Origin of the sequence: Joostella atrarenae, from assembly GCF_021764745.1 — a bacterium.
GTDB classification, from domain to species: domain Bacteria; phylum Bacteroidota; class Bacteroidia; order Flavobacteriales; family Flavobacteriaceae; genus Galbibacter; species Galbibacter atrarenae.
Genome location: NZ_JAETXX010000036.1, coordinates 1 through 1,242, shown reverse-complemented (window position 1 = coordinate 1,242; position 1,242 = coordinate 1). Strand labels below are relative to the sequence as shown.

At 36.2% G+C, this 1,242-nt stretch carries 2 protein-coding genes; both read right to left on the bottom strand.

Going from position 1 to position 1,242, the window contains the following annotated elements; all coding sequences use genetic code 11:
* A partial coding sequence (locus JM658_RS16945) for a tetratricopeptide repeat protein (RefSeq protein ID WP_394800501.1) occupies nucleotides 1-948 on the bottom strand: 948 nt, incomplete at its 3' end.
* Nucleotides 949-950: 2 nt separating this feature from the next.
* Nucleotides 951-1,242 (bottom strand): type IX secretion system membrane protein PorP/SprF (locus JM658_RS16940; protein WP_236961077.1); only part of this gene is annotated, 292 nt, incomplete at its 5' end.

The window sequence follows — 1,242 nt, the reverse complement described above, 5'->3', positions numbered from 1 at the left end:
TACAATACTTACTTGATATAAATCGGTATTCCCTAAACTCCCAGGCATATCCGAAACAAAATAAAGAACTGTTTCTTCTGCATTTAAAGCAGGGTGCCCTACAGAATACAGATCGCTATTAATAGGCAGTTCTTCTACATTAGTCCACTTACCATCCTCCAAATGAGCGCTGTAAAGTTTTAAATGTGTTGTTTTCTCTTTGTCTTTTCCTAGCTTTCTTCCGTCATAATTATCACGGGTAAAATACATGGTCTTACCGTCTTTTGTAATACAAAGTGTAGCTTCATGATATTTTGTATTAATTTCTGAAAGGAAGTCGGTTGCTATTTTAGGATTTATAGTTCCCTCTGGACTTATTTTAGAGGCGAATACATCTAAAAATGGCTGACTATTCCATTGGTATGTTTTCCCTCCAGTAGTATTACTTGCCGAAAACCAATACAACGTATCCTGTTGAATAAAACCTGTAAAGTCTGATAATGCTGTATTTCCTTCGGCTAATTTGATCTGTTCTGCAACAGGTATTTTAGCTTTGTTAACCGTGTTAATCCCTTCTAAAAAGCGATTAGCACGTTTGTCGTTCGAGACGCTATTAAAAAACTTCTCAAACCAAACAGTTGCTTTCTCATCTTCACCATTGGCTTTTAAACTTTGGGCATATTTAAAATAATAAGTAGGCGCTACTTCTTGCTCATATTTATCTAGTAAAGCAGCATATATGGGGGTACTTAAAGTCGTATTTCTCACATTGTAATAGCTATCGCCTAAACGTTCTAAGTTAAGTTGCGTGGAGTCTCCTTCTTCAAGAATCTCTTCATACATGGAGGCGGCCTTTACATATGCATATTCATTAAAATAACGTTCTGCTACCGTGGTACTTTGCCCCAATAAAAACATAGGAGCAATCGTTATTAATATAAGTATAGTAAGGTGTAGTTTTATTTTCATAGTTAAAAGAATCTAGGTGATTTAATTCTACGATTGTTAAAAATATCAAAGCGAACCATGATTTCATGGGTTCCACTATTGTAATTATTAAGTTCACTGGTAGTGTAATCATAAGCATATCCTGCGAACACCCCTGGAGTCATCTGGAAACCAATAAGTCCACTTACAGAATCATCCCAACGGTAACCAAGCCCTAAAGTTAGTTTCTCTTGAATTAAGAAGTTTGCAGAAAGATCCAATGAAAGCGGTGCTCCTTCTACTGCTTTTGCTAAAAAGGCAGGTTTGAACTTCACC